Here is a 22,655-nt window from a genome sequence, read left to right as displayed (position 1 = left end):
CGCCGACTCCGGTTCGTCGCATGTCAAGTGAAGCGCGTTCCACGGGGAGCGGGTTCATTCGAAGGGGTGGCGAATGGTGGCGTTTCTTGAATCCCCCTCGTAGAGAGGTGATCGTAGGGTTACTTTCGGTACTCGAACCGTGGGACGCACTGCACGCGTGGGTATGCCGGTGGCAACCCGGTTTCCAGTTCGAAGGAGGGCGAACGCCGGACGGACGCCGTGAGAGACGGCATTCTGTTAAGGGTTCGCACGACAGGCAATCAGGTGGATGGGGGCGTTCCAGTGGGCGGCAACGGCGCAGACGGTACGACTGCCGGCAAGCGCCCGAACGAGCAGTTGGGCTCGTGGTTCGTGCGCAGCGGCTGGTCCAAGGGCGAGCTGGCGCGCCAGGTGAACCGCAGGGCGCGCCAGATGGGCGCGCACCACATCTCCACCGACACCTCGCGCGTGCGCCGCTGGCTCGACGGCGAGCAGCCCCGCGAGCCCATCCCGCGGATCCTGTCCGAGCTCTTCTCCGAGCGCTTCGGATCCGTCGTCGCCGTCGAGGACCTCGGCCTGCGCGCCGCCCACCAGTCGCCCTCCGTCTCCGGGGTCGACCTCCCCTGGGCCGGTCCCCAGACGGTCGCCCTGCTCAGCGAGTTCTCCCGCAGCGACCTGATGCTCGCCCGCCGGGGCTTCCTCGGCTCCTCCCTCTCCCTCGCCGCGGGACCCGCCCTCATCGAACCGATGCAGCGCTGGCTCGTCCCCACCCCGACGGGCGAGGCCGAGCGCCCCACCCCCCTCGCCGACGCCCGCCGCCCGCAGCGGCTCTCCGAGGTGGAGCTCAACCTCCTGGAGTCCACCACCGCGATGTTCCGCAAGTGGGACGCCCAGTGCGGCGGCGGACTGCGCCGCAAGGCCGTCGTCGGACAGCTCCGCGAGGTCACCGACCTCCTCCAGGAGCCCCACCCCGCCGACGTCTCCAAGCGCCTCTTCACCTGCGCCGCCGAACTCGCCGAACTCGCCGGCTGGATGAGCTACGACGTCGGCCTCCAGCCCACCGCCCAGAAGTACTTCGTGCTCGCCCTGCACGCCGCCAAGGAGGCCGGCGACAAGCCCCTCGGCTCGTACATCCTCTCGTCCATGAGCCGTCAGATGATCCACCTCGGCCGGCCCGACGACGCCCTCGAACTCATCCACCTCGCCCAGTACGGCAGCCGGGACTGCGCCACCGCACGCACCCAGGCCATGCTGTATGCGATGGAGGCCCGCGCCTACGCCAACATGGGCCAGCCCTCCAAGTGCAGGCGGGCCGTCCGGATGGCCGAGGACACCTTCGCCGACGTCGGCCTCGACGGCGAGCCCGAGCCCGACTGGATCCGGTTCTTCTCCGAGGCCGAGCTCAACGGCGAGAACTCCCACTCCTACCGCGACCTCGCCTACGTCGCCGGCCGCTCCCCGACGTACGCCTCGCTCGCCGAGCCCCTCATGGAGCGGGCCGTCGAACTCTTCGAGAAGGACGCCGACCACCAGCGGTCGTACGCCCTCAACCTGATCGGACTGGCCACCGTCCACCTCCTCAAGCGCGAGCCCGAGCAGTCCGTCGTCCTCGCCGAGAAGGCCCTCGGCGTCGCCCGCAGCATCCGCTCCGAGCGGGTCAACACCCGGCTCCGCAAGACCGTCGACCACGCCGCCCGCGGCTTCGGCGACGTCGCCGAGGTCGTCCAGCTCACCGACCGGCTCGCCCAGCTCCTCCCCGAGGCCGCCGAAGCCGTCTGACCCCCGCCCGGGCCCCCGAGGGCCCGCCCGGACCCCGGCCGCGCCGGACGTCCCGTACTGCCCGACTCGGCTCCCCCGCCGCAAGGACACACGGACGCCGGCGCGGCCGGTTCGCGTCCCCCGCCCCCCACCGGGCGCCCGCCGGGCGCCGTACGCGCGGAGAGTACGCCGTTACCTGCCCGTGACCCGCGTGTTCACGGTCACGTAACACGCCCCACCCCTTCGTCACGGCTCCGAAACATCGAGCGGCACCGCCGGAAACCGCGCTGCGCGAACCTCTGGCCCATAACCGGCCATCCCTCACGGCCGGCCGCTCTCCGGCCCCGCCCCGCACAGGCCGTACCGACGACGAGGAGACGCCGATGGCACCAGCCGTCACGACCCTGGCCGCAGACGCCCCCGCGCTGTCCGCCGCCAACACCGGGTTCATGCTCATCTGCTCCGCCCTGGTCATGCTGATGACCCCGGGACTCGCCTTCTTCTACGGAGGCATGGTCCGCGTCAAGTCCACCCTCAACATGCTGATGATGAGCTTCGTCAGCCTCGGGATCGTCACGATCCTGTGGGTGCTCTACGGCTTCAGCATCGCCTTCGGCACCGACGTCGGCTCGATCGTCGGCTGGTCCTCCGACTACGTCGGCCTCAGCGGCATCGGGATCACCGAGCTGTGGGACGGCTACACCATCCCCGTCTACGTCTTCGCCGTCTTCCAGCTGATGTTCGCGGTGATCACCCCCGCCCTCATCAGCGGCGCCCTCGCCGACCGCGTCAAGTTCACCGCCTGGGCCCTCTTCATCACCCTCTGGGTCACCGTCGTGTACTTCCCCGTCGCCCACTGGGTCTGGGGCTCCGGCGGCTGGCTCTTCGAGATGGGCGTCATCGACTTCGCCGGCGGCACGGCCGTCCACATCAACGCCGGCGCCGCCGCCCTCGGCGTCATCCTCGTCATCGGCAAGCGCGTCGGCTTCAAGAAGGACCCGATGCGCCCGCACAGCCTCCCGCTGGTCATGCTGGGCGCCGCGCTCCTCTGGTTCGGCTGGTTCGGCTTCAACGCCGGCTCCTGGCTCGGCAACGACGACGGCGTGGGCGCCGTGATGTTCGTCAACACCCAGGTCGCCACCGCCGCCGCCATGCTCGCCTGGCTCGCGTACGAGAAGATCCGCCACGGCTCCTTCACCACCCTCGGCGCCGCCTCCGGCGCGGTCGCCGGCCTCGTCGCCATCACCCCCGCCGGCGGCGCCGTCAGCCCCCTCGGCGCCATCGCCGTCGGCGCCGTCGCCGGCCTCCTGTGCGCCATGGCCGTCGGCCTCAAGTACAAGTTCGGCTACGACGACTCCCTCGACGTCGTCGGCGTCCACCTCGTCGGCGGTGTCGTCGGCTCCCTCCTCGTCGGCTTCTTCGCCACCGGCGGCGTCCAGTCCGACGTCAAGGGCCTCTTCTACGGCGGCGGCCCGGAGCAGCTCGGCAAGCAGGCGGTCGGCGTCTTCGCGGTCCTCGCCTACTCTCTGATCGCCTCCGCGATCCTCGCCCTGATCGTCGACAAGACGATCGGGATGCGGGTCAGCGAGGACGACGAGGTCTCCGGCATCGACCAGGTCGAGCACGCCGAGACCGCGTACGACTTCAGCGGAGCCGGCGGCGGCACCTCCTCCCGCACCACCGCCGCCGCCCCCGCCCCGGCCGTCACGCAGAACAAGAAGGTGGACGCATGAAGCTCATCACCGCGGTCGTGAAGCCGCACCGGCTCGACGAGATCAAGGAGGCCCTCCAGGCGTTCGGCGTCCACGGCCTCACCGTCACCGAGGCCAGCGGCTACGGCCGCCAGCGCGGCCACACCGAGGTCTACCGGGGCGCCGAGTACACCGTCGACCTGGTCCCCAAGATCCGCATCGAGGTCCTCGTCGAGGACGAGGACGCCGAACAGCTCGTCGACGTCGTCGTCAAGGCCGCCCGAACCGGCAAGATCGGAGACGGCAAGGTGTGGAGCGTGCCGGTCGAGACCGCCGTACGGGTCCGCACCGGCGAGCGCGGTCCGGACGCACTGTAGGAAACACGTGAGGAGCCGCCGGGTGACGAGCCTCGAAGTCAGCGCACAGAACGAAGATTCGGGACCCGGCGGTTACGCGGCGGCCCGGCTGCTCCTCCTCCACGAGAAGGAGCGGTCCGGGCCGCCGCGCCGTACCGCCCTCGCCCGGCTCACCGACGACTGGCTGGCCGGCCTCTTCGCCGCCGCCGCGCCGCCCCGCGGCACCGCCCTCGTCGCCGTCGGCGGCTACGGCCGCTCCGAACTCTCCCCCCGCAGCGACCTCGACCTCGTCCTGCTCCACGACGGCACCGCCGACAAGGCCGCGATCGCCGCCCTCGCCGACCGGATCTGGTACCCCGTCTGGGACCTCGGCCTCGCCCTCGACCACTCCGTCCGCACCCCCGCCGAGGCCCGCGCCACCGCCGCCGAGGACCTCAAGGTCCACCTCGGCCTCCTCGACGCCCGGCCCCTCGCCGGAGACGCCGGACTCGTCGCCGCCCTGCGCACCACCGTCCTCGCCGACTGGCGCAACCAGGCGCCCAAGCGCCTCCCCGAACTCGACGAACTCTGCCGCGAGCGCGCCGAACGCATGGGCGAGCTCCAGTTCCTCCTCGAACCCGACCTCAAGGAGGCCCGCGGCGGCCTGCGCGACGCCCAGGCCCTCCGCGCCGTCGCCGCCTCCTGGCTCGCCGACGCCCCCCGCGAAGGCCTCGACCGCGCCCGCCGCCGCCTCCTCGACACCCGCGACGCCCTCCACCTGGTCACCGGCCGCGCCACCGACCGGCTCGCCCTCCAGGAACAGGACGCCGTCGCCGCCGAACTCGGCCTCCTCGACGCCGACACCCTGCTCCGCGAGGTGTACGAGGCCGCCCGGACCATCTCGTACGCCACCGACGTCACCTGGCGCGAGGTCAACCGCGTCCTCAAGGCCCGCTCGGCCCGCCCCCGCCTCCGGTCCCTCCTCGGCGGCCGGTCCGGAGGCGGCCGCTCCGGCGGCAAGCCCCCCGTCGAGCGCACCCCGCTGGCCGAGGGCGTCGTCGAGATGGACGGCGAGGTCGTCCTCGCCCGCACCGCCAAACCCGAGCGCGATCCCGTCCTGCCCCTGCGGGCCGCCGCCGCGGCCGCCCAGTCCGGCCTGCCGCTCTCCCCGCACGCCGTACGCCGGCTCGCCGCCACCGCCAAACCCCTCCCCGTGCCCTGGCCCGCCGAGGCGCGCGAGGAACTCGTCACCCTCCTCGGCGCCGGAGAGGCCACCGTCCCCGTCTGGGAGGCCCTGGAGGCCGAGGGGATCGTCACCCGGCTGCTCCCCGACTGGGAACGCGTCCGCTGCCGTCCCCAGCGCAACCCCGTCCACACCTGGACCGTCGACCGCCACCTCGTCGAGACCGCCGTCCGCGCCGCCTCGCTCACCCGCCGCGTCGGCCGCCCCGACCTCCTCCTCGTCGCCGCCCTCCTCCACGACATCGGCAAGGGCTGGCCCGGCGACCACTCCGTCGCCGGCGAGACCATCGCCCGCGACCTCGCCGCCCGCGTCGGCTTCGACCGCACCGACACCGCCGTCGTCGCCACCGCCGTCCGCCACCACCTGCTCCTCGTCGAGACCGCCACCCGGCGCGACCTCGACGACCCCGCCACCGTCCAGGCCGTCGCCACCGCCGTCGGCACCCTCGGCACCCTGGAGCTCCTGCACGCCCTCACCGAGGCCGACGCCCTCGCCACCGGCCCCGCCGCCTGGTCCTCCTGGCGCGCCTCGTTGGTCGCCGACCTGGTCAAACGGGTCGCGGGCGTCCTCGCGGGCGAACCCCTGCCCGACCCCGAGGCCGCCGCCCCCAGCGCCGAACAGGAACGCCTCGCCATGGAGGCCCTGCGCACCGGCGAACCCGTCCTCGCCCTCCACACCCAGGCCGAGCGACAGGAGAAGGCCGACGAGGCCGACGAGGCCGGCCCGGCCGACACGGCCCCCGAGCCCGTCGGCGTCGAACTCGTCATCGCCCTGCCCGACCAGCCCGGCGTCCTGCCCGCCGTCGCCGGCGTCCTCGCCCTGCACCGCCTCACCGTCCGCGCCGCCGACCTGCGGGCCGTCGACCTCCCCACCGGACCCGGCTCCGGCTCCGTCCTCGTCCTCGACTGGCGCGTCGCCGCCGAGTACGGCTCCCTGCCCGAGGCCGCCCGGCTCCGCGCCGACCTCGTCCGCGCCCTCGACGGCTCCCTCGACATCCCCGCCCGCCTCGCCGAACGCGAGGCCGCCTATCCCCGGCGCAGGGGCCTCACCGCCCCGCCGCCCCGCGTCACCGTCGCCGCCGCCGACTCCCGCCTCGCCACCGTCATCGAGGTCCGCGCCCAGGACGCCCCCGGCCTCCTCCACCGCATCGGCCGCGCCCTGGAGGGAGCGGCGGTACGGGTCAGGAGCGCGCACGTCTCCACCCTGGGCGCCAACGCCGTCGACACCCTGTACGTGACCCGTCCGGACGGCTCCCTGCTGCCGCCGGAGGAGGCGGTGGACCTGGCGCGGACGCTGGAGACGGCGCTGCGGTGACCTCCGGGGCCCCGCGCCCCGCCCGCCCCCGCGCGCCGCATACCGGCGGGCGGGGGCGCACACTTCGACCAGCCCGATACTCTGGAGGGCAATCCGAACGCCCCCGACACCCGAGGATCCGCGACCGCCGTGTTCGATACCCTCTCCGACCGCCTTGCAGCCACTTTCAAGAGTCTCCGCGGCAAGGGCCGTCTGTCCGAGCAGGACATCGACAGCGCAGCCCGGGAGATCCGCATCGCCCTCCTCGAGGCGGACGTCGCCCTTCCGGTCGTCCGGGAGTTCATCAAGGAGGTCAAGACCCGCGCCCTCGGGGTCGAGGTCTCCAAGGCCCTGAACCCCTCGCAGCAGTTCATCAAGATCGTCAACGACGAGCTCGTCCGGATCCTGGGCGGCGAGACCCGCCGCCTCCGGTTCGCCAAGACGTCGCCCACCGTGATCATGCTCGCCGGTCTCCAGGGTGCCGGTAAGACCACCCTCGCCGGAAAGCTCGGCCTCTGGCTCAAGAGCCAGGGCCACTCCCCGCTGCTCGTCGCCTGCGACCTCCAGCGGCCCAACGCCGTCAACCAGCTCTCGGTCGTCGCCGACCGCGCGGGCGTGGCCTTCTACGGCCCCCAGCCGGGCAACGGCGTCGGCGACCCGGTCCAGGTCGCCAAGGACTCCGTCGAGTACGCGCGCACCAAGCTCTACGACGTCGTCGTCGTCGACACCGCCGGCCGCCTCGGCATCGACCAGGAGCTGATGCGGCAGGCCGCGGACATCCGCGACGCGGTCTCTCCCGACGAGATCCTCTTCGTCGTCGACGCCATGATCGGCCAGGACGCGGTCAACACCGCCGAGGCCTTCCGCGACGGCGTCGGCTTCGACGGCGTCGTGCTCTCCAAGCTCGACGGCGACGCCCGCGGCGGCGCCGCGCTCTCCATCGCGCACGTCACCGGCAAGCAGATCATGTTCGCCTCCAACGGCGAGAAGCTGGACGAGTTCGACGCGTTCCACCCGGACCGCATGGCGTCCCGCATCCTCGGCATGGGCGACATGCTCTCCCTCATCGAGAAGGCCCAGCAGACCTTCGACGAGGAAGAGGCCGCCAAGATGGCCTCGAAGCTCGCGTCGAAGAAGGGCCAGGAGTTCACGCTCGACGACTTCCTGGCCCAGATGGAGCAGGTCCGCAAGATGGGCTCCATCTCGAAGCTCCTCGGGATGCTGCCCGGCATGGCCCAGATGAAGGACCAGATCAACAACATCGACGAGAAGGACGTCGACCGCACGGCGGCCATCATCAAGTCGATGACCCCGGCCGAGCGCCAGGACCCGACCCTCATCAACGGTTCCCGCCGCGCCCGCATCGCCAAGGGTTCCGGCGTCGAGGTCAGCGCGGTCAAGGGGCTGGTCGAGCGGTTCTTCGAGGCCCGCAAGATGATGTCCCGCATGGCCCAGGGCGGCGGCCTCCCGGGCATGCCCGGCATCCCCGGCATGGGCGGCGGCCCCGGCCGGCAGAAGAAGCAGATCAAGCAGGCCAAGGGCAAGCGCAAGAGCGGCAACCCGATGAAGCGGAAGGCCGAGGAGCAGGCCGCGGCCGAGCGCCGCGAGCAGGCCAAGGAGGGCGGCGCCTTCGGTCTGCCCGGGGCGGGGCAGACCCCGAAGGACTTCGAGCTGCCGGACGAGTTCAAGAAGTTCATGGGCTGACGGCCCTGTACGCGCTCTGACGCGCGCGTGCGGCTCGTACGGCGCGTGCGGCTCGTGCGGCTCGTACGGCTCGTACGAGGAGGGGCCCGGGGCGGTGCGGAACCGCCCCGGGCCCCTTCGCGTCCCCCTTCATCCCTCCGGACCGCCCGCGATGCCCGGTTCCTCCCCCTCTCCGATACTGGGGCCACTGCCGCCCCGAGGAGAGTCACGTGGCCGACCCCGCACCCCCGCGCGAGCGGACCGACCAGCCCTGGCGCTCGGAAGGGGCCCCGCCGCCCCCGTCGCCGAAGAAGCGGATGCCGGGCGGCTGGGGCGGGCTGATCCTCACCGCACTGGTCGTGTACCTGCTCACCAACATCGTCCTGTCGTTCTTCAACGACGGCGACGGTCCGACGGTCTCGTACACCGAGTTCGACAAGCAGGTCGCCGCCGGGAACGTCACAAAGATCTACTCCAAGGGCGACGCGATCCAGGGGCAGCTGAAGGAGAAGCGGCCCGTTCCCGACGGCAAGGGCGACTACACCAAGTTCACCACCCAGCGGCCCGCCTTCGCCGACGACGACCTGTGGGCGCAGCTGACCAGGCAGAACGTCGTCGTCACCGCCGAGCCGGTCGTCCAGGAGCGCAGCTTCCTCGCCAATCTGCTCCTCTCGCTCGCCCCGATGCTGCTACTGGTCCTGCTCTGGGTGTTCATCGCCCGCCGGATGAGCGCGGGCATGGGCGGCGCCGGCGGCATGCTGGGCCGCAAGCAGCCGCCCAAGCCGGTGGAGCTGGAGACCGGGAGGCGCACCACCTTCGCCGACGTGGCCGGCATCGACGAGGTCGAGGGCGAGCTCAACGACGTCGTCGACTTCCTCAAGAACCCGGACGCCTACCGGGCGATGGGGGCCAAGATGCCGCGCGGTGTGCTCCTCGCCGGACCTCCCGGCACCGGCAAGACGCTCCTCGCGCGGGCCGTCGCGGGCGAGGCCGGGGTGCCGTTCTTCTCGGCCTCCGCCTCCGGGTTCATCGAGATGATCGTGGGCGTGGGCGCCTCCCGGGTGCGGGAGCTGTTCGCGGAGGCCCGCAAGGTCGCCCCGGCGATCGTCTTCATCGACGAGATCGACACCATCGGCCGGGCCCGGGGCGGCGGCTCCGGGATGGGCGGCCACGACGAGCGCGAGCAGACCCTCAACCAGATCCTCACGGAGATGGACGGCTTCACCGGCTCCGAGGGGGTGATCGTCCTCGCCGCCACCAACCGCGCCGACGTCCTGGACCCCGCCCTCACCCGGCCCGGCCGCTTCGACCGGATCGTCCACGTCAACCCGCCGGACCGGGGCGGCCGGGAGGCCATCCTGCGCATCCACACCCGGGAGATCCCGCTCGCCGAGGACGTCGACCTGGAGCAGGTGGCCCGGACGACCCCCGGCATGACCGGCGCCGAGCTCGCCAACCTCGCCAACGAGGCCGCGCTCCTCGCGGTCAAGCGCGACCAGAGGACCGTCACGCGGTCCGACCTGTCCGACGCCCTGGAGAAGGTCCAGCTGGGCGCGGAGCGGCCCCTGGTGATGCCGGAGGAGGAGCGGCGGCGGACCGCGTACCACGAGAGCGGCCACGCCCTGCTCGGCATGCTCCAGCCCGGCGCCGACCCGGTCCGGAAGATCACCATCGTGCCGCGCGGCCGGGCCCTGGGCGTCACCCTGTCGACCCCGGACGCCGACAAGTACGCCTACACGGAGGAGTACCTGCGCGGCCGGATCGTCGGGGCCCTCGGCGGGATGGCGGCCGAGCAGGTCGTGTTCGGCGTGATCACCACCGGCGCCGAGAGCGACCTGGAGCAGGTCACCAACATCGCCCGGGGCATGGCGGGCCGGTGGGGGATGAGCGAGCGCGTCGGCCGGCTCACCGCCATCCCGAGCGACGCCCAGCAGGCGTACGGCCTGTCGGCGGCCCCCGCGACCCTCGACACCGTCGACCGGGAGATGCGGCGGATCGTCGACGAGTGCTACGAGGTCGCGCTGCGGCAGCTCGACGACCACCGCGACCGGCTGGACGCCCTGGCCGAGGCCCTCCTGGCGAACGAGACCCTGGAGGAGGACGCGGCCTACCGGGCGGCGGGCATCACCCGCCCGGCACCGGCCCCCGAGCCGGGCGTGGGCCCGAAGCCGGAGCGGCCGGGAGCGTGACGGGAGCGGCGCACGCGGGGTTCAGGGCGTGCGGGCGATCACGTACCGGAAGACGTTCGGCATCCACACCGTCCCGTCCGGGCGGACGTACGGGGCGAGCGCCTCCTCGATCTCCTTCTCCACCTGGGAGGGGTCGGTCGCGCGCACCGCCTCGTCGAAGGCGCCCGTGGAGAGCAGCCCCCGCACCGCGCTGCCCTCGTCCGCGTACCCGAAGGGGCAGGCGACCCGGCCCGAGCCGGCCGGCCGCAGCCCCGCCGCGGCCGCGAGCGCGTCCAGGTCGGGGCCGGGGCCCGAGGCGGGGCCGCGGTCGGCGAGCCGGGCCGCGACCCGCAGGACCGGCTCCGTGGCGCACCGCTCCGGCGGCCCCCAGCCGGCGAGGACGACGGTCGTGCCAGGCTGGGCCGTACGGGTGACCGCCGCCAGCTCCGGGAGCAGCCCGTCCGTCGCGTGGAACGCCGTGACCACGTCGTACGGGGCGCACTCCGGCGGCCCGTCGGTGACGGCGACGCCCTCCGGGAGCCGCTCCCTGGCCAGCTCCACGCGCGCGTGGTCCCGGTCCGCGCCGGCCACCCGGGCGCCCCGCGCGGCCGCCATGAGGAGGGCCAGGCCCGAGCCGCAGCCCAGGCCGAGGACCCGGGAGTCCCTGCCCACGCCGAGACGGTCGTACACCGCCTCGTAGAGGGGGACGAGCATCCGTTCCTGGATCTCGGCCCAGTCGCGCGCGGGGTGGTGCGGGACGAGCGTAGGTGTCATGGAAAAGCGCCCCAATCAGTGCTCGGACGACAGCCCCCCGTAGTCAGGTAACTCCCCGTCCGGGGCCGCGTCCAGTGGTCGGGGCGGACCGATTCGCCCGGGGGAGGGGCGGTGTGCGCCCGCGCACGCGCACCCGGTAATGTCCCCGCAACACTTCGCGCCCGTTCCGGGACCCCGACGAGGGGGCGCGCGTGCTCGGCCCTTCGGAGCCGGTGCCGGTGCCGGCTCCGATGCCGGGGGCGCGCGCAGCCGGGCTACGCGCCGGGGCGTATGCGCCGCTACGTACGCGCTTGGGACTTCCCGCGTGGCTTCTCCGCAGTTCGGCGCACTGGCCCTCGTCGGGACGCATCAAGGGCAACTGACTGGTAAGTGCAAAATATTTGGGATGCCCCGGAATGGAACCCGGGGGCGCTCCGGCTCGTTGTACCCGACGTGAGCACGACACCACCTGTTCTCGCCGCAGAGCTGGCACAGGCGTGGGCCGACATTCAGCGGCACCACCCCGAGCTGCCCGACCTTGCCGCGCCCGAATCCCTCATCGGAGAGTCCTCGTCCGCCTGCGGCGCCGAGCTCTCCTTCGAACGACTCCTCCACGAGGCGGTCCACGGCATCGCCGCCGCCAGAGGCGTCCGCGACACCTCCCGCGCCGGCCGCTACCACAACCGCCGCTTCCTCGCGATCGCCGAGGAGATGGGCCTCGACCACCCCGAGGAGCCGCACGCCAGCAGCGGCTTCTCCCTGGTCACGCTCAACGCGGAGGCCAGGCGGCGCTACCGGCCCACCATCGAACGGCTCCACCGCGCCCTCAAGGCCCACACGGTCGCCACGGCCGCCGACACCAAGCGCTCCTTCCGCGGACCGGCCGCCCGGCACGGCTCCTCGGGCGGCGGCGTGCGGGTCAAGGCCGTCTGCGACTGCGGGCGCAACGTGCGCGTGGTCCCGTCGGTGCTGGCCCAGGCCCCGATCGTCTGCGGCGGCTGCGGCAAGCCCTTCCGCATCCCGGAGACGGTGGGCGCCGCCAACTGACCCCGCGGCGTGTGGCACAATGGCTAGCTGTACTCGACAGTCGCACAGGACCCCTCTCTCCTCCGGCTGACGCGTCCATCGGGCATCCGAGTACCGCAACCCCACGTGGCATCTCAAGTGCCCAACCACGTCAAGACCAGGAGACACCACTCCAGTGGCAGTCAAGATCAAGCTCAAGCGCCTCGGCAAGATCCGCCAGCCGCACTACCGCATCGTCGTCGCCGACTCCCGCACCCGTCGTGACGGTCGCGCGATCGAGGAGATCGGCCTCTACCACCCGACGTACAACCCGTCGCGTATCGAGGTCGACTCCGAGCGTGCGCAGTACTGGCTGTCCGTCGGCGCCCAGCCGACCGAGCCGGTCCTCGCCATCCTGAAGCTCACCGGCGACTGGCAGAAGCACAAGGGCCTCCCGGCCCCCGAGAAGGCTCTGCTCGTCCCGGCGACCAAGGAGGCGAAGCGCGCCTCGTTCGACGAGTTCGCGAAGACCCTCGAGAGCGGCGACGACAAGGGTGAGGCCATCACCCCGAAGGCCAAGAAGGCCGACAAGAAGGCGGACGAGGCCGAGGCCGCGTCCACCGAGTCGACCGAGGCCTGATCATGCTCGAGGAGGCTCTCGAACACCTCGTGAAGGGCATCGTCGACAACCCCGACGAGGTGCAGGTCGCCTCGCGCACCCTGCGCCGGGGCCGCGTGCTGGAGGTCCGGGTCCACCCCGACGACCTCGGCAAGGTGATCGGCCGCAACGGCCGCACCGCGCGCGCGCTGCGCACCGTCGTGGGGGCCATCGGCGGCCGTGGGATCCGGGTCGACCTCGTCGACGTGGACCAGGTCCGCTGAGAAGTTCGGCAGCATCACCTTGAGTTGTGCCGGCACGGGCCGGGGAGGGCTTACGAGCCCGCCCCGGCCCGTTGTCGTACGAGCCGTGTGACAGGAGAGAGTGAAGCAGTGCAGTTGGTAGTCGCGCGGATCGGGCGCGCCCACGGCATCAAGGGCGAGGTCAACGTCGAGGTGCGGACGGACGAGCCCGAGCTCAGGCTCGGCCCCGGCGCCGTCCTGCTCACCGAACCGGCCTCCACCGGGCCGCTGACCATCGAGACCGGCCGCGTCCACAGCGGCCGCCTGTTGCTGCGCTTCGAGGGCGTCCGCGACCGCACCGCCGCCGAGGCCCTGCGCAACACCCTCCTCATCGCCGAGGTCGACCCCACGGAGATGCCCGAGGAGGAGGACGAGTACTACGACCACCAGCTGATCGACCTCGACGTCGTCCTCGCCGACGGCACCGAGATCGGGCGGATCACCGAGATCTCCCACCTGCCGTCCCAGGACCTCTTCATCGTCGAACGCCCCGACGGCACCGAGCTGATGATCCCCTTCGTCGGGGAGATCGTCACCGAGATCGACCTGGAGGAGCAGCGGGCCGTGATCGACCCGCCGCCCGGCCTGATCGACGACCGCGCCGAGATCGCCTCCTCCCGCGAAGAGCCCGAGGAGTCCGAGGGGTCCGAGTCCGAGGAGCCCGAGTCCGAGGGATCCGATTCCGAGGAGTCCCGGGAGAACGGCGGGGAGCGGGCATGAGGCTCGACGTCGTCACGATCTTCCCCGAGTACCTCGAACCGCTGAACGTCTCCCTCGTCGGCAAGGCACGCGCGCGCGGACAGCTCGACGTCCACGTCCACGACCTGCGCGCGTGGACGTACGACCGGCACAACACCGTCGACGACACACCGTACGGCGGCGGCCCCGGCATGGTCATGAAGACCGGGCCCTGGGGCGACGCGCTCGACCAGACGCTCGCCGACGGCTACGAGGGCGGCGCCCACGGCCCCGTCCTCGTCGTCCCCACCCCCAGCGGCCGCCCCTTCACCCAGGAACTGGCCGTCGAACTCTCCGAGCGGCCCTGGCTGATCTTCACCCCGGCCCGCTACGAGGGCATCGACCGCCGCGTCGTGGACGAGTACGCGACCCGGATGCCGGTCTACGAGGTCTCCATCGGCGACTACGTCCTGGCCGGCGGCGAGGCCGCCGTCCTCGTCGTCACCGAGGCCGTCGCCCGCCTCCTGCCCGGCGTCCTCGGCAACGCCGAGTCCCACCGGGACGACTCCTTCGCCCCCGGGGCCATGGCCAACCTCCTGGAGGGCCCCGTCTACACCAAGCCCCCCGAGTGGCGCGGCCGGGACATCCCCGACGTCCTCCTCAGCGGCCACCACGGGAAGATCGCCCGCTGGCGGCGCGACGAGGCCTTCCGCCGTACCGCGGCCCACCGGCCCGACCTCATCGAGCGCTGCGACCCGGCCGCCTTCGACAAGAAGGACCGGGAGATCCTCTCCATGATGGGGTGGGCCCCCGAGCCCGGCGGCCGATTTTGGCGCAGGGTCGAGGGCGTGGAAGAATAGGCCGCTGCCGTCCGTCCGGCGCGCGCCCCTGCCACAGGGGGAACGACGCCGCCAGGAGCGGACGGTCTCCGAAACCATCTTCGAACGCACCGCTGATGACCTGTGGCATCAGCGAGGAAAGAGACCTCCATGGCCTCCCTGCTCGACCAGGTCAACGCGGGTTCGCTCCGCTCCGACCTCCCCGCCTTCCGCCCGGGCGACACCGTCAACGTCCACGTGCGCGTCATCGAGGGCAGCCGCTCCCGCATCCAGCAGTTCAAGGGCGTCGTCATCCGCCGCCAGGGCTCGGGCGTCAGCGAGACCTTCACGGTCCGCAAGGTCTCGTTCTCCGTCGGCGTCGAGCGCACCTTCCCGGTCAACAGCCCGATCTTCGAGAAGATCGAGCTCGTGACCCGCGGTGACGTCCGTCGCGCCAAGCTCTACTACCTCCGCGAGCTGCGCGGCAAGGCCGCCAAGATCAAGGAGAAGCGCGACCGCTGAGCCCCGGCTCCCGGCGCGCGTCACGCTTCCGACTCCCCGCACGGACAGGCCGGATAGGCTTGCCCGGCGATGGACACCGAAGCACAGCACACGGAGCGCGGCCCCTCTTCCGACACGGACCCCGACAGGGACTCCGGTACGGAGGAAGGGCCGCGCTCCGCGCGCGTTTCCGGGCACTTTGAGGGCTCCGAGGGCTCCGAGGACTCCGGGCACTCCGAGGACTCCGAGGACTCCGCGGGCGGGCCCTCCTGGCGGCGCACGGCCCTCCTGGGCGGCGCCTGCGTGGCCTTCCTGCTGCTCCTGAGCCACTTCGTGGTGCAGCCCTTCCTGATCCCCAGCCGCTCCATGGAACCGACGCTCCGGGTCGGCGACCGGATCCTGGTGAACAGACTGGCGTACCGCTTCGGGGACGAGCCGCGCCGCGGCGACGTCGTCGTCTTCGACGGCACGGGGTCCTTCGTGCGGGAGGAGGCCGGGGGCGACCCCGTCACCGGCCCGCTGCGCGACGCGGCCGCCGCCCTCGGACTCGCGGAGCCCGCCGAGACCGACTTCGTGAAGCGGGTCGTCGGCACCGGCGGCGACCGGGTCGTCTGCTGCGACAAGGACGGCCGGCTCACCGTCAACGGCACCACCGTCGTGGAGCGGTACCTGATGCCGGGCGACCCGCCCTCCGGCGTTCCCTTCGACATCGTCGTCCCCGCGGACAGGCTCTGGGTCATGGGCGACCACCGCAGCCAGTCCAGCGACTCCCGGGACCACCTGGGCAGCCCCGGCGGCGGCATGGTCCCCGTCGAGAAGGTCGTCGGACGCGCCGACTGGATCGCCTGGCCCTTCGGCCGCTGGACCGGGGTGGCGGGCACGGACGCCTTCGACGCCGTACCGGCGCCACCGGCCGGCGGACACCCGACGGGCCCCGGAGGCGGCGGGGCGGGAACCCGTGGGTAGCCGGGGCCGCCCGGCCGGCGGAGCCGCCCACGCCGCCGAGCTGCCCGGACGGGCCGAACGGCGCAAGCTCGCCCGCAAGGTCAAGCGGCGCCGGCAGCGCTCCGCGATCCGGGAGATCCCGATCCTGGCCACGGTCGCGGTGCTCATCGCCCTCGTCCTCAAGACCTTCCTCGTCCAGGCGTTCGTCATCCCCTCCGGCTCCATGGAGCAGACGATCCGGATCCAGGACCGGGTCCTCGTCGACAAGCTCACCCCCTGGTTCGGCTCCCGCCCGCAGCGCGGCGACGTCGTCGTCTTCAAGGACCCCGGCAACTGGCTCCACCAGGACCCCGCGCCGCCCGCCGACGACCCCGTCGGCATCAAGCAGGCCAAACAGGCACTGACCTTCATCGGACTGCTGCCCTCGGCCGACGAGCGGGACCTCATCAAGCGGGTCGTGGCCGTCGGCGGCGACACCGTCCGCTGCTGCGGCGAGGACGGGCGGCTCACCGTCAACGGCGTACCGCTGGACGAGCCGTACCTCCATCCGGGGAACGCGCCGTCCACCATCCCCTTCGAGGTGAAGGTCCCCGAGGGCCGGATCTTCGTCCTCGGCGACCACCGCTCCGACTCGGCCGACTCCCGCTTCCACCTCGACGAGAAGGACCACGGCACGGTCGCGGAGGACCAGGTCGTGGGACGTGCCGTGGCGATCGTCTGGCCCGTCGGCCACTGGCGGGGCCTGGAGGAACGGGGGACCTTCGCCGGAGTGCCCGACGCCGGTGCGGGTGCCGGTGACGCGTCCGGTGCGTCGCATAGTGTGTCCCAGCGGAATCTGAACGGATTGCCCGGGCTCCCGACCCCTGCGGAACTTCTGCTCGTTATGGGAGTGGTGGGCCTGTCCCTGTTCCGGGGCAGGCGTTCGCACGGACTGAGGAGTGGATGTGGGGGATTTGGCCGTCGGCGCACGATCCGGACACGATGAGCCCGAGAAGAGGGCCGACGAGGCCAGGGCTGACGACGTGGCGGGTGGCAACGTGACGGATGACGAGGTGTCGCACGGCGGCGGGACGCCGCACGACGACGGGACGGGCCGGTCCGGCAGGGCCCCCAAGAAGCAGCGGTCCTTCTGGAAGGAACTGCCCCTCCTCGTCGGCATCGCGCTGGTGCTCGCCCTGCTGATCAAGACCTTCCTGGTGCAGGCGTTCTCGATCCCCTCGGAATCGATGATGAACACCCTCAAGAAGGGCGACCGGGTCCTCGTCGACAAACTGACCCCGTGGTTCGGCTCCGAGCCCGAGCGCGGCGAGGTCGTCGTCTTCCACGACCCGGGCGGCTGGCTGGAGACCGCGGCGACGCCCAAGCCGAACGTCGTGCAGAAGTTCCTCAGCTTCATCGGCCTCATGCCGTCCGCCGAGGAGAAGGACCTCATCAAGCGCGTCATCGCGGTCGGCGGCGACACCGTCTCCTGCAAGGAGGGCGGCAAGGTCGTCCTCAACGGCGTGCCGCTCGACGAGACCGCGTACCTCTACCCCGGCTCCGTGCCCTGCCAGGACTCCTTCGGCCCGATCAAGGTCCCCGAGGGCCGCATCTGGGTCATGGGCGACAACCGCCAGAACTCCCTGGACTCCCGCTTCCACCAGGAGCTCCCCGGCGGCGGCACCGTCGCCGACGACCTGGTCGTGGGCCGCGCCGTCGTCGTCGCCTGGCCGGTCACCCGCTGGGCCACGCTCCCGGTGCCCACCGTCTTCGACGACCCCGCCCTCAACAAGGCGATGGCCGCCGCCCCGCTCGGCGCGGCGAGCCTCGCCGGAGCGCTCCCGCTGGTGCTGTGGCGCCGGAAGAAGCAGCTCGCGAGGCATACCGCCGGGTAACGACCCGCGGGTAATGTGCCGTCCCGGACCGTCGACAGACCTCTGGGGTGCACATGAGCGGAACCATACGGACCAAGGACGGCCACGGCCGCCTCGGCAGCGTGCTGTCGGGGCTGGCCGTGGCCGTCGGCTGTGCGCTCTTCCTCGGCGGGTTCGTCTGGGGGGCCCTGCTCTACCGGCCGTACACCGTCCCCAGCGACTCCATGACCCCCACCCTCGACGTCAACTCCCGCGTGCTGGCCGAGCGCGTCGACGGGGCCGAGGTGAAGCGCGGCGACGTCGTCGTCTTCGACGACCCCCTCTGGAGCTCCTCTCCCATGGTCAAGCGGGTCGTGGCCGTCGGCGGCGACACCGTCGCCTGCTGCGGCGGGGACGGGCGGCTCACCGTCGACGGCAAGGCCGTCGACGAGCCGTACCTCAGGGCCGGGACGAGCGGCCGGGCGGTCGCCTCCGGCCAGGAGTTCTCCGTGAAGGTCCCCGAAGGCAGCCTCTTCCTCCTCGGCGACGACCGGCACACCTCCCTCGACTCCCGCAGCCACCTCGAAGAGGCCGGCCAGGGCTCCGTGCCCCGCTCCACGGTCGTCGCCAGGGTCGACGCCGTCGTCTGGCCGGCCAAGGGCCTCCTGGACCGCCCGACGGGCTTCGCCGACCTGCCGGGCGGCCTCTCGCGGCCGGGGCCGTTCAAGACCCTCCTCACGATGATCGCGGCCGGCGGCATACTGGTCTTCGCGGGGGCCGCGTACGGACCGGTGAAGCGGCTCCTGGGCCGGCGACCGGACGCCCGGCGGGCCGGGACGCGGGAGAGGGCAGGGGTATGACGGGACGTGCGGGGGACGCGGGGGATTGCGCGGAAAAGCCTGCGGGGGAGCCCGTGGCGGAGGGTGCCGGAGGGCGCGCGCCGGGTGCGGGGGAGGCCGCCGGGGATCCCGCCGGGGAGCTTCCGTCCGGTGCGGAGGGCTCCGCGCCGGGTGCGGGGCGCGTGGTGCGGAAGGTCGCGCGGGTCGTCCTGCTCGACCCCGACGACCGGGTCCTGCTGCTGCACGGCCACGAGCCCGACGATCCCGGTCTCTCCTGGTGGTTCACCCCCGGCGGAGGCCTGGAGGGCGACGAGACCCCGGAAGCGGCGGCGCTGCGCGAGCTCGCGGAGGAGACCGGCATCACCGAAGCCGACCTCGGGCCCGTCCTCTGGACCCGGCACTGCTCCTTCCCCTTCGACGGACGCCGCTGGGACCAGGACGAGTGGTACTACCTGGCCCGCACCCGCCCGACCGGGGCCGCGCCCGGCCCGCGGGCCCTCACGGAGCTGGAGACCCGCAGCCTCTCGGGCCTGAGATGGTGGACCTCCGCCGAACTGTCGGCCGCCCGTGAGACGGTGTACCCGACCAGGCTCGCCGAGCTGCTGCGCACGCTGCTCGACGAGGGACCTCCGCGTGCACCGGTCGCCCTCGCCCCGGAAATCGTTTAGGGACGCGTACGGCTGGCGCACAATAGGGGGACGCACGGCTGAAGGGGAACATGCCATGAGCGCCGAGGACCTCGAGAAGTACGAGACCGAGATGGAGCTGAAGCTCTACCGGGAGTACCGCGACGTCGTCGGCCTGTTCAAATACGTGATCGAGACCGAGCGGCGTTTCTACCTCACCAACGACTACGAGATGCAGGTGCACTCGGTGCAGGGGGAGGTCTTCTTCGAGGTCAGCATGGCCGATGCCTGGGTCTGGGACATGTACAGGCCGGCCAGGTTCGTCAAGCAGGTCCGCGTCCTCACGTTCAAGGACGTGAACATTGAGGAGCTCAACAAGAGCGACCTCGAACTTCCCGGCAGCTGAGGACGACGGCGGAGACGCCGCAGGAGGACCACCCCGGGGCCACCCCCACGAGTGAGGGAGTTCTCCACAGCCCCTCGGCCGTCCACAGCCCCGCACACGAAACGCCCCACCCCGTCACAGTCGGTGACGGAGGTGGTCCGTATGAACACGACCGACAAGACCAGCGCCACCCGCGCGCTCGGACGGTACGGGGAGGAGCTGGCGACCCGCCGGCTCACCGCGACCGGCATGCACATCCTCGCCCGCAACTGGCGCTGCGGCCGGACCGGCGAGATCGACATCGTCGCCCGCGACGGCGACACCCTCGTCATCTGCGAGGTCAAGACCCGGCGCCACGGAGCCTACGAACACCCGATGGCCGCCGTCACGCCCCGCAAGGCCGAACGGCTCCGCCGCCTCGCCGACTGCTGGCTCGACCGCAGCGGCGCCCCGGCCCCCGCCGGCGGCGTCCGCATCGACCTCGTCGGCATCGTCCTGCCCCGCCGCGGCGCCCCCGTCCTCACCCACGCCCAGGGGGTGGCGTGAGATGGGATTCGCCCGCACCTGCTCCGTGGCCCTCGTCGGCGTCGAGGGCGTCGTCGTCGAGGTCCAGGCCGACCTCGAACCCGGCGTCGCCGCCTTCGCCCTCGTCGGCCTCCCCGACAAGAGCCTCACCGAGAGCCGCGACCGCGTCCGCGCCGCCGTCGTCAACTCCGGCGCCGAATGGCCCCAGAAGAAGCTCACCGTCGGCCTCAGCCCGGCGTCCGTCCCCAAGGGCGGCAGCGGATTCGACCTGGCCGTCGCGGCGGCCGTCCTCGGCGCCGCCGAACGCATCGACCCGCGCACCATCGCCGACCTCGTCCTCATCGGCGAACTCGGACTCGACGGACGCGTCCGCCCCGTCCGCGGCATCCTGCCCGCCGTCCTCGCCGCCGCCGACGCCGGATACCGGCAGGTCGTCGTCCCCGAACAGACCGCGGGCGAGGCCTCGCTCGTCCCCGGCGTCTCCGTCCTCGGCGTCCGCAGCCTCCGCCAGCTGATCGCCGTCCTCACCGACGAACCCGTCCCCGACGAGGAACCCACCGAAGAGGGACGGCCCGACGCCATGCTCGCCGGACTCCTCGTCCCCGGCGCCGGCATCGGCACCGGACTCGCCGCCGACCCCGCCGAAGGACCCGACCTCGCCGACGTCGCCGGCCAGCACCACGCCCGCCGCGCCCTGGAGATCGCCGCCGCCGGCAGCCACCACCTGCTGCTCTCCGGTCCGCCCGGAGCGGGGAAGACCATGCTGGCCGAACGGCTCCCCGGCATCCTCCCGCCCCTCACCCGCCAGGAGTCCCTGGAGGTCACCGCCGTCCACTCCGTCGCCGGCATCCTCCCGCCCGGCGAACCCCTCGTCCGCCGTGCCCCCTACTGCGCGCCCCACCACTCCGCCACCATGCAGTCCCTCGTCGGCGGCGGAAACGGACTCCCCAGGCCCGGCGCCGTCTCCCTCGCCCACCGCGGCATCCTCTTTCTCGACGAGGCCCCCGAGTTCTCGGGCAAGGCACTCGACGCGCTCCGCCAGCCCCTCGAATCCGGGCACGTCGTCATCGCCCGCGCCGCGGGCGTCGTCCGCCTCCCGGCCCGCTTCCTGCTGGCCCTCGCCGCCAACCCCTGCCCCTGCGGACGGCACACCCTGCACGGCGCCGGCTGCGAATGCCCGCCCTCGCTCGTCCGCCGCTACCAGGCGCGCCTCTCCGGGCCCCTGCTCGACCGGGTCGACCTCCGCGTCGAGGCCGAGCCCGTCACCCGCGCCGACCTCCTCGGGCAGGGCGGCAGGGGAGAGCCCACCGCCACCGTCGCCGCACGCGTCCGCGAGGCCCGCGACCGGGCCGCCGCCCGTCTCGCCGACACCCCCTGGAGGGTCAACAGCGAGATCCCCGGCCACGAGCTCCGCACCCGCCACCACGCCGCGCCCGGAGCCCTCGCCGAGGCCGAACGCGACATCGAGCGCGGACTGCTCACCGCCCGCGGCCTCGACCGCGTTCTGCGCGTCGCGTGGACCGTCGCCGACCTGGCGGGGCACGACCGGCCCGACGGCCGGGACGTCGCCCTCGCCCTGGAGATGCGCACCGGCGTCACCCGCGGCGTGCCCGTGGGAAGCGGCGTACCCGTGGGAAGGGGAGGCCGCGCATGACCTCGACCGCGCCCATGGACGAGCGGCTCGCCCGCGCCGCCCTCACCCGCACCGTCGAACCCGGCGACGAGCACGCGGGCCGCTGGATCCGCCACTACGGAGCCACCGGCTTCCTCGAACGGCTCCTCCGGCCCGACACCGCCAACTCCACCTTCACCTCCACCGATCTTTCCGCCTCCACCGGTTCTTTCGGCTCTTCCGGCGAAGAGGCCTTCCCCGGCACCGGCCGCAGACGCGTCGCCTCCTGGCAGCTGCGCGCCACCGCCGCCGAACCCGCCCGCGACCTCGACACCGTCCACGCCCTCGGCGGCCGCTTCCTCATCCCCGGCGACACCGAATGGCCCCGGCAGCTCGACGACCTCGGAGACGCCCGCCCCCTCGGCCTCTGGCTCCGGGGCCCCGCCGACCTGCGCACCTGGGCCCTGCGCTCCGTCGCCCTCGTCGGCGCCCGCGCCTGCACCCCCTACGGCGCCCACCTCGCCACCGGCCTCGCCACCGACCTCGCGAGAAAGGGCTGGGTCGTCGTCTCCGGAGCCGCCTACGGCATCGACGGCGCCGCCCACCGGGGAGCCCTCGCCGCCGGCGGCGCCACCGTCGCCGTCCTCGCCTGCGGCATCGACGTCCCCTACCCCCGCGGCCACGACCGGCTCATCCGGCGCGTCGCCGAACAAGGCCTCGTCGTCGGCGAGTTGCCGCCCGGAAGCCATCCGACCCCCAGCCGCTTCATCCTCCGCAACCGCGTCATCGCCGCCCTCACCCGCGGAACCGTCGTCGTCGAGGCCCGGCACCGCAGCGGCTCCCTCTCCACCGCCCGCGCCGCCACCCGGCTCGGCCGCCACACCATGGGCGTGCCCGGACCGGTCACCAGCGCGCTCTCCGCGGGCGTCCACGAACTCCTCAGGGGCGACGCCACCCTCGTCACCGACGCCGAGGAGATCGTCGAACTCGTCGGGGACATGGGCCAGCTCGCCCCGGCGCGCCGGGGACCCGTCCTTCCCCGCGCCCTCCTCGCCCCCGCCGCGGCCCACGTCCTGGAAGCCGTAC

The 22,655-nt window shown here is 72.9% G+C and carries 22 protein-coding genes; 21 read left to right on the top strand and 1 reads right to left on the bottom strand.

The window, feature by feature from the left end; translation table 11 throughout:
• The first annotated feature begins 282 nt into the window (after positions 1–282).
• The 6 genes from ADL08_RS19075 (at position 283) to ftsH (ending at position 10,171) form a co-directional block, all read left to right on the top strand.
• Positions 283–1,758 (top strand): hypothetical protein, encoded by a 1,476-nt coding sequence (locus tag ADL08_RS19075; protein WP_053644528.1) that lies wholly within the window; start codon positions 283–285, stop codon positions 1,756–1,758.
• A 362-nt stretch (positions 1,759–2,120) separates the two neighbouring features.
• Positions 2,121–3,470: an ammonium transporter gene (locus tag ADL08_RS19070; protein ID WP_053644526.1), complete on the top strand. Its 1,350-nt coding sequence runs from the start codon at positions 2,121–2,123 to the stop codon at positions 3,468–3,470.
• Positions 3,467–3,805: a P-II family nitrogen regulator gene (locus ADL08_RS19065; RefSeq protein ID WP_053644524.1), complete on the top strand. Its 339-nt coding sequence runs from the start codon at positions 3,467–3,469 to the stop codon at positions 3,803–3,805. The genes ADL08_RS19070 and ADL08_RS19065 overlap by 4 nt, the downstream gene beginning before the upstream one ends.
• Before the next feature lie 22 nt (positions 3,806–3,827).
• The gene (locus ADL08_RS19060; RefSeq protein WP_053644521.1) at positions 3,828–6,320 is read left to right on the top strand and encodes a [protein-PII] uridylyltransferase; all 2,493 of its coding nucleotides are present in this window, start codon (positions 3,828–3,830) and stop codon (positions 6,318–6,320) included.
• 129 nt (positions 6,321–6,449) lie between these two features.
• Positions 6,450–8,003 (top strand): signal recognition particle protein, encoded by a 1,554-nt coding sequence (ffh, locus tag ADL08_RS19055; RefSeq protein WP_053644519.1) that lies wholly within the window; start codon positions 6,450–6,452, stop codon positions 8,001–8,003.
• A 209-nt stretch (positions 8,004–8,212) separates the two neighbouring features.
• Positions 8,213–10,171, top strand: a complete 1,959-nt coding sequence (gene ftsH, locus ADL08_RS19050) for an ATP-dependent zinc metalloprotease FtsH (protein WP_053644518.1) — start codon at positions 8,213–8,215, stop codon at positions 10,169–10,171.
• 21 nt (positions 10,172–10,192) lie between these two features.
• On the opposite strand, the gene ADL08_RS19045 is transcribed toward ftsH, so the two are convergent.
• Positions 10,193–10,924: a class I SAM-dependent methyltransferase gene (locus tag ADL08_RS19045; protein ID WP_053644516.1), complete on the bottom strand. Its 732-nt coding sequence runs from the start codon at positions 10,922–10,924 to the stop codon at positions 10,193–10,195.
• Positions 10,925–11,356: 432 nt separating this feature from the next.
• On the opposite strand from ADL08_RS19045, the gene ADL08_RS19040 reads away from it, so the two are divergent.
• The 15 genes from ADL08_RS19040 to dprA form a co-directional block, all read left to right on the top strand.
• The gene (locus tag ADL08_RS19040; RefSeq protein ID WP_053644513.1) at positions 11,357–11,950 is read left to right on the top strand and encodes a hypothetical protein; all 594 of its coding nucleotides are present in this window, start codon (positions 11,357–11,359) and stop codon (positions 11,948–11,950) included.
• 154 nt (positions 11,951–12,104) lie between these two features.
• Positions 12,105–12,548: a 30S ribosomal protein S16 gene (rpsP, locus tag ADL08_RS19035; RefSeq protein WP_053644511.1), complete on the top strand. Its 444-nt coding sequence runs from the start codon at positions 12,105–12,107 to the stop codon at positions 12,546–12,548.
• A 2-nt stretch (positions 12,549–12,550) separates the two neighbouring features.
• Entirely contained in the window at positions 12,551–12,790 is a 240-nt protein-coding gene (locus tag ADL08_RS19030) for an RNA-binding protein (RefSeq protein WP_004944869.1), read from the top strand.
• Between the two features lie 108 nt (positions 12,791–12,898).
• Positions 12,899–13,528 carry a ribosome maturation factor RimM gene (rimM, locus tag ADL08_RS19025; RefSeq protein ID WP_053644509.1) on the top strand — a complete coding sequence of 210 codons (630 nt, stop codon included), beginning with the start codon at positions 12,899–12,901 and terminating at the stop codon, positions 13,526–13,528.
• On the top strand, positions 13,525–14,346 hold the full coding sequence (gene trmD, locus ADL08_RS19020) for a tRNA (guanosine(37)-N1)-methyltransferase TrmD (protein WP_053644506.1): 822 nt from the start codon (positions 13,525–13,527) through the stop codon (positions 14,344–14,346). Before rimM ends, trmD begins: the two co-directional genes overlap by 4 nt.
• A 129-nt stretch (positions 14,347–14,475) precedes the next feature.
• Positions 14,476–14,826: a 50S ribosomal protein L19 gene (gene rplS, locus ADL08_RS19015; RefSeq protein WP_053644504.1), complete on the top strand. Its 351-nt coding sequence runs from the start codon at positions 14,476–14,478 to the stop codon at positions 14,824–14,826.
• A 69-nt stretch (positions 14,827–14,895) separates the two neighbouring features.
• Positions 14,896–15,771 (top strand): signal peptidase I, encoded by an 876-nt coding sequence (gene lepB / locus ADL08_RS19010; protein ID WP_053644502.1) that lies wholly within the window; start codon positions 14,896–14,898, stop codon positions 15,769–15,771.
• Complete coding sequence (lepB, locus tag ADL08_RS19005; RefSeq protein WP_053644500.1) at positions 15,764–16,735, top strand: signal peptidase I; 972 nt, start codon at positions 15,764–15,766, stop codon at positions 16,733–16,735. The genes lepB (ADL08_RS19010) and lepB (ADL08_RS19005) overlap by 8 nt, the downstream gene beginning before the upstream one ends.
• Positions 16,704–17,624, top strand: a complete 921-nt coding sequence (gene lepB, locus ADL08_RS19000) for a signal peptidase I (RefSeq protein WP_053644497.1) — start codon at positions 16,704–16,706, stop codon at positions 17,622–17,624. Before lepB (ADL08_RS19005) ends, lepB (ADL08_RS19000) begins: the two co-directional genes overlap by 32 nt.
• Positions 17,625–17,677: 53 nt before the next feature.
• Entirely contained in the window at positions 17,678–18,442 is a 765-nt protein-coding gene (lepB, locus tag ADL08_RS18995) for a signal peptidase I (protein ID WP_053644495.1), read from the top strand.
• A gap of 161 nt (positions 18,443–18,603) precedes the next feature.
• Positions 18,604–19,089 carry an NUDIX hydrolase gene (locus ADL08_RS18990; RefSeq protein ID WP_053644493.1) on the top strand — a complete coding sequence of 162 codons (486 nt, stop codon included), beginning with the start codon at positions 18,604–18,606 and terminating at the stop codon, positions 19,087–19,089.
• 55 nt (positions 19,090–19,144) lie between these two features.
• Complete coding sequence (locus ADL08_RS18985; RefSeq protein ID WP_005311352.1) at positions 19,145–19,453, top strand: DUF2469 domain-containing protein; 309 nt, start codon at positions 19,145–19,147, stop codon at positions 19,451–19,453.
• Between the two features lie 141 nt (positions 19,454–19,594).
• The gene (locus ADL08_RS18980; protein WP_053644491.1) at positions 19,595–19,978 is read left to right on the top strand and encodes a YraN family protein; all 384 of its coding nucleotides are present in this window, start codon (positions 19,595–19,597) and stop codon (positions 19,976–19,978) included.
• A gap of 1 nt (position 19,979) precedes the next feature.
• The gene (locus ADL08_RS18975) at positions 19,980–21,611 is read left to right on the top strand and encodes a YifB family Mg chelatase-like AAA ATPase (RefSeq protein WP_053644489.1); all 1,632 of its coding nucleotides are present in this window, start codon (positions 19,980–19,982) and stop codon (positions 21,609–21,611) included.
• A partial coding sequence (dprA, locus tag ADL08_RS18970; RefSeq protein WP_078970577.1) for a DNA-processing protein DprA occupies positions 21,608–22,655 on the top strand: 1,048 nt, incomplete at its 3' end. The genes ADL08_RS18975 and dprA, both read left to right, overlap by 4 nt.

The sequence above is a fragment of the Streptomyces sp. NRRL F-6492 genome (assembly GCF_001280125.1).
Classification (GTDB): Bacteria; Actinomycetota; Actinomycetes; order Streptomycetales; family Streptomycetaceae; genus Streptomyces.
This window is presented reverse-complemented; position numbering and strand designations above follow the sequence as displayed.

What these genes read in the sequence shown, in the direction of transcription:
- ADL08_RS19070 (WP_053644526.1), top strand. Translation starts at nt 2,121, where the DNA reads ATGGCACCAGCCGTCACGACCCTGGCCGCAGACGCCCCCGCGCTGTCC.
- ADL08_RS19065 (WP_053644524.1), top strand. Translation starts at nt 3,467, where the DNA reads ATGAAGCTCATCACCGCGGTCGTGAAGCCGCACCGGCTCGACGAGATC.
- ADL08_RS19045 (WP_053644516.1), bottom strand. Translation starts at nt 10,924, where the DNA reads ATGACACCTACGCTCGTCCCGCACCACCCCGCGCGCGACTGGGCCGAG.
- ADL08_RS19030 (WP_004944869.1), top strand. Translation starts at nt 12,551, where the DNA reads ATGCTCGAGGAGGCTCTCGAACACCTCGTGAAGGGCATCGTCGACAAC.
- trmD (WP_053644506.1), top strand. Translation starts at nt 13,525, where the DNA reads ATGAGGCTCGACGTCGTCACGATCTTCCCCGAGTACCTCGAACCGCTG.
- rplS (WP_053644504.1), top strand. Translation starts at nt 14,476, where the DNA reads ATGGCCTCCCTGCTCGACCAGGTCAACGCGGGTTCGCTCCGCTCCGAC.
- lepB (WP_053644502.1), top strand. Translation starts at nt 14,896, where the DNA reads ATGGACACCGAAGCACAGCACACGGAGCGCGGCCCCTCTTCCGACACG.
- lepB (WP_053644495.1), top strand. Translation starts at nt 17,678, where the DNA reads ATGAGCGGAACCATACGGACCAAGGACGGCCACGGCCGCCTCGGCAGC.
- ADL08_RS18985 (WP_005311352.1), top strand. Translation starts at nt 19,145, where the DNA reads ATGAGCGCCGAGGACCTCGAGAAGTACGAGACCGAGATGGAGCTGAAG.
- ADL08_RS18980 (WP_053644491.1), top strand. Translation starts at nt 19,595, where the DNA reads ATGAACACGACCGACAAGACCAGCGCCACCCGCGCGCTCGGACGGTAC.
- ADL08_RS18975 (WP_053644489.1), top strand. Translation starts at nt 19,980, where the DNA reads ATGGGATTCGCCCGCACCTGCTCCGTGGCCCTCGTCGGCGTCGAGGGC.